Annotated in this window: 4 protein-coding genes; 1 reads left to right on the top strand and 3 read right to left on the bottom strand. The window is 54.8% G+C overall.

All coding sequences use genetic code 11. The features are described from left to right. Positions 1-55: 55 nt before the first annotated feature. Genes tsaB through RUMCAL_RS07535 form a run of 3 tightly spaced genes read right to left on the bottom strand, consistent with a single transcriptional unit; the run spans position 56 to position 2,859 of the window. The gene (gene tsaB / locus RUMCAL_RS07545; RefSeq protein WP_040647509.1) at positions 56-739 is read right to left on the bottom strand and encodes a tRNA (adenosine(37)-N6)-threonylcarbamoyltransferase complex dimerization subunit type 1 TsaB; all 684 of its coding nucleotides are present in this window, start codon (positions 737-739) and stop codon (positions 56-58) included. Next, positions 720-1,169 (bottom strand): tRNA (adenosine(37)-N6)-threonylcarbamoyltransferase complex ATPase subunit type 1 TsaE, encoded by a 450-nt coding sequence (gene tsaE / locus RUMCAL_RS07540; RefSeq protein WP_021682105.1) that lies wholly within the window; start codon positions 1,167-1,169, stop codon positions 720-722. Before tsaE ends, tsaB begins: the two co-directional genes overlap by 20 nt. 19 nt (positions 1,170-1,188) lie before the next feature. Next, a complete protein-coding gene (locus RUMCAL_RS07535) occupies positions 1,189-2,859 on the bottom strand; it encodes a formate--tetrahydrofolate ligase (protein ID WP_021682104.1) in 1,671 nt (556 codons plus the stop codon). 185 nt (positions 2,860-3,044) lie between these two features. Here RUMCAL_RS07535 and RUMCAL_RS07530 point away from each other — a divergent pair, with 185 nt between their 5' ends. Next, on the top strand, positions 3,045-4,349 hold the full coding sequence (locus tag RUMCAL_RS07530) for a glycoside hydrolase family 10-like protein (RefSeq protein ID WP_051343725.1): 1,305 nt from the start codon (positions 3,045-3,047) through the stop codon (positions 4,347-4,349). Positions 4,350-4,663 lie beyond the last annotated feature (314 nt).

The following is a 4,663-nucleotide window of genomic DNA, read 5'->3' as shown; positions in this document are numbered from 1 at the left end:
TTTGGCACAATTTAAATCAACACATTTTTGAAAATTGATTTCCGTGTACATAAAGTCACTTTGCCCTTTGCTTTTCCTGCAAGTCCTTTTCCGCCTTGACCAGCTGCAAATATTCCGGAAACAGTTCCTCCGGTGTCTGCCATGCCGCCTGTGCTGCTGCCAGACAGATGCCGGCACCGTTTTGCAGTTTTGTCGCCGGCGAAGCGGCATGCAGAAACGCCGAAGCGGGAATCTCCTCCATTGCATCGCCCACCAGCAGCACTGGTTCTCCCAGAGCCGCCAGCTGTTCCGACAGTTCTGCCACCGGCTGCATGCCGTCCGGACGGAGAGCTGTAACTGTAGTTCCGTCGCTGCGATACAGTCCGGCATAGACCAGAGCCTGCCGTGCCGTCATCACGCTGCAAATCACGCCCTGCCACGACAGATTCTGCCACGCCAGTCCCTCCAGCGTGGAGATTCCCACACAGGGAATTTGCAGGGCATACGCCATGGCTTTCACGGCGGCGATGCCGATACGCAGACCGGTATAAGACCCCGGACCCTTTGCCACGGCAAAGCCGTCTACGTCCTGCCACTGCAAACCGGTATCTGCCAACAGACGCTCTGCCAGCGGCAGGATCACCTGCGAATGGGTACGCTTGGTATAAACAGACTGCTGTGCCAGCAGGCAGCCGGCTTCGCTGTCATACAGAGCCGCAGCGGCAACTTTTCCGGAAGTATCAATCCCCAAGATCCGCAAAACGCTCATCTCCTTCTATTGTGATCTGCCGTGCCGCATCAGAAAGCCGTTCAATGGTGATCCGCAGACAGCCTGCCGGCAGTTCCGACACGATGTTCTCCGACCACTCAATGGCAAACACGCCCTCGTCCAGCGGATAGTCGTAGAAACCCGTGGATTCCAGATCCATTGCCCCCTCGATGCGGTACATGTCAAAGTGGTAGAGCGACAGCCCGCTGCCGTGGTACTCCTGCACAATGGCAAATGTGGGAGAAGACACCACGTCCGGCAGCCCCATGCCTTTCGCCAGCCCGCGGGTAAAGGTAGTTTTTCCCACACCCAGCCCGCCGAAATAGGCGATCACATCACCGGCATGCAGCCGCTTGCCCACCTGCTCCGCAAAGGCGACGGTTTCCGCCGGAGAAGCCGTTGTTTTCTGTATTTTCAACACGTCTGTGCATCTCCTTCGATTAGAACAAACCAGTGATATTGCCGTTGTTGTCGCAGTCGATCTTCAGGGCAGACGGTGCCTTCGGCAGTCCCGGCATGGTCATGATGTTGCCGGTGAGCACTACCACAAAGCCGGCACCGTTGGACAGTGTCACGTCACGGACGGTAATGGTAAAATGCTCCGGCTTGCCCAGCTTGGCAGCATCGTCCGACAGGGAATACTGTGTCTTTGCCACGCAGACCGGCAGATTGCCGCAGCCCAGTGCGTTGATCTGTGCCAGTGCTTTCTTTGCCGGTGCAGTAAAGGTCACGCCGTCTGCACGGTAGATTTCCTTAGCGATCTTCTCCACCTTTTCTTCCACAGACAGTTCGGTGTCATACAATACGTGGAAGTTGGACGGCTTGGTTTCGATCGTTTTGCAGACCTTTTCTGCCAGTTCCTTGCCGCCTGCTCCGCCCTTGGCGAATACTTCGGTCAGTGCAAACTCTGCACCCAGACTCTCGCAGAATTCCTGAATGAAGTGCAGTTCTGCATCGGTGTCGCACTGGAAGCGGTTGATCGCAACCACTACCGGCACGCCGTACTTCTTCATGTTTTCAATGTGCACCTGGAGGTTGACAATGCCCTTTTTCAGAGCGTCCAGATTCTCGGTAGTCAGTTCCGTCTTGGGAACGCCGCCGTTGTATTTCAGGGCACGGACAGTTGCCACCAGAACCACACAGTCCGGCTTCAGACCACCGTAGCGGCACTTGATGTCAAAGAATTTTTCAGCACCCAGATCAGAGCCGAAGCCTGCTTCGGTAACGCAGTAATCACCCAGCTTCAGTGCCAGCTTGGTAGCACGGATCGAGTTACAGCCGTGGGCAATATTGGCGAACGGGCCGCCGTGGATCAGTGCCGGCGTGTGTTCCAGAGTCTGTACCAGATTCGGCTTCAGTGCATCTTTCAGCAAAGCTGTCATGGCACCATTTGCCCCCAGATCCTTGGCATAAACCGGATTGCCGTCCAGATCGTATGCCACCAGGATCTTGCCCAGACGTTCTTTCAGGTCTGCCAGATCAGAAGCCAGACAGAGAATCGCCATGACTTCGGAAGCTACAGTGATCTGGAAGCTGTCGCTTCTGGGAATGCCGTCTACCTTGCCGCCCAGACCGATGACAATGTTCCGGAGAGCACGGTCGTTCATGTCCAGCACACGCTTGAGCATGACGCGACGCTGGTCGATCCGCAGCACATTGCCCTGCTGCATATGGTTGTCCAGCATCGCACAGAGCAGGTTGTTTGCCGATGTAATGGCATGCATATCACCGGTGAAGTGCAGGTTGATGTCCTCCATGGGAACTACCTGTGCATAGCCGCCGCCGGCTGCTCCGCCCTTGATGCCGAACACCGGTCCCAAAGACGGTTCCCGCAGTGCCAGAACTGTTTTCTTGCCGATCTGATGCAGTGCGTCTGCCAGACCAACGCTGACGGTCGTCTTGCCCTCGCCTGCCGGCGTGGGGTTAATGGCAGTCACCAGAATCAGCTTGCCGTTCGGCTTGCTGTCCAGCTTCTGGAACAGCTGCTCCGACAGCTTTGCCTTGTAGTGTCCGTAGTACTCAATGTCCTCCTCTGCAATGGACAGCTCCGCAGCGATCTTGCCAATGGGATACATTTCTGCATTCTGTGCAATTTCGATATCCGATAACATAAAAAATTCTCCTTTTCTCTGCCGGCCGTTCCGAACAAGCCGTGCATTTTTTCGCAATCAGAAACATACTTTTATTATAACATTTTTTATAGGGCAATGCAAGGCGATTTTTTCTTTTCGGTGATTCGCTGTATTTCCACAAGTTTTTTTGCGATATTTTCGCTGTTTTCGGAGGTTACGCACATATGACACACAAGATCACACGATTTCTCACTCTTTTTCTGCTGGTTTCCCTCGGCGGCTGCACGGTACAGTCCGAACACCACGTACCGGAAAACGCCGCCTTTTGCGACGACCTGACCAAGCATGTCCAGCAGGTACAGCAGCTGCACGTGGCAAGCGGCACCACACCCTGCCCTACAAAAACGCCGGACACCGCAGCAGTCTGCAACTACCAGACTACCTACGGCATGTGGTTCCCCTATCTGGACTACGCCGACACTCTTGCGGGAAAAACGGCAGAACAATTTCGGGAGAGTATGCATCAGCGATTCCAGCAGGCGGCAGATATGGGCATCAACACGGTATACCTGCATCTCCGTGCCTTCGGTGATGCCTATTACTGCTCCCAGTTATTTCCCCCAGCGGCAGCAGTAGGAGATTTCGACCCGCTTCCCATTCTGCTGGAGGAGGCACACCGGCTGCACCTGTCTGTTCACGGCTGGATCAATCCCCTGCGGCTGCAAAATGATGCCGGCATGGGTGCCCTCTCTGACCGTTACCAGATCGGACAGTGGTACCGCGACAGCCAGAAAAACGGCACCTATCTCTGCAAGGTCGGCGATTACTGGTGGCTGAATCCGGCTTATCCGGAGGTACGGCAGCTGATCGCCGACGGGGTGGCGGAAATCGTACAGCAATACGAGGTGGACGGGATTCATCTGGACGACTACTTCTACCCCACCACAGAAACCGCCTTTGATGCCGCCGCCTTTGCAGATGCCAAGGCGGACAACCTGAACCAGTTCCGGCTCTCCCAAGTCAACGAAATGATACAGCAAATTTACAGCACTGTCAAGGCAAAATCACCGAAGCTGCTGCTGAGCATCAGTCCGCAGGGCACCATGGACGGAAACTATACCAAACAATATGCCGATGTCCGCCGCTGGGGCAGTGAAGCCGGCTACTGTGACGTTTTGATCCCACAGGTATACTTCGGCTTCGAAAACGAAGCCGCTCCCTTTTCCGAAACTGTCACAGAATGGGTGCAGACTGTCACCTATGACAGCGTTTCGCTGGTGATCGGCATCGGCACTCACAAGTACGGCAAAGTTGACCAGTGGGCAGGTTCCGGCAGTATGGAATGGACGACACAGTGGGACTTGCCTGTCCGGCAGGCAACGCAGGTGCTGGAAACCGACGGCACAGACGGGCTGGCGGTTTACGACTATGCCACCACATTTCTGCCGGAATCCAACGCTGAACGCATGGCACAGCAGGTGGAACAGCTGGGGGCATTGCTGCGGGGAATGCCTGCCGATCCCTTATAAAAGGAAACAACAATGCCCTGCCTCGGAGAAGAAGCAGAGCAATGTCTTGGGAATGAGTATATCAACCTCTGTGCTTATGGAAACACTGCATAAAGCCCGCCTGACGGCTTTGCACGTAATCTGCGTGCAGATTTTTCGTCATATTATTGCCATACATACAGTCTGCCTGCGGAATTTCTGAGCAATCTGCCAAAAAATCTGACTACGCATCTTACGCACAAGCTTTATGCAGTGTTTCCTTAGGAGAAGTGACACAGAGGCGTGAAGCTGTCTGGAATACCTGAGGCAATACCGCACAAAGAGCGTCTGGCGAC

The sequence above is a fragment of the Ruminococcus callidus ATCC 27760 genome, assembly GCF_000468015.1.
GTDB lineage: Bacteria > Bacillota > Clostridia > Oscillospirales > Ruminococcaceae > Ruminococcus_C > Ruminococcus_C callidus.
The sequence above is the reverse complement of the archived record's forward strand: the minus strand, read 5'-3'. Positions and strand labels throughout refer to the sequence as shown.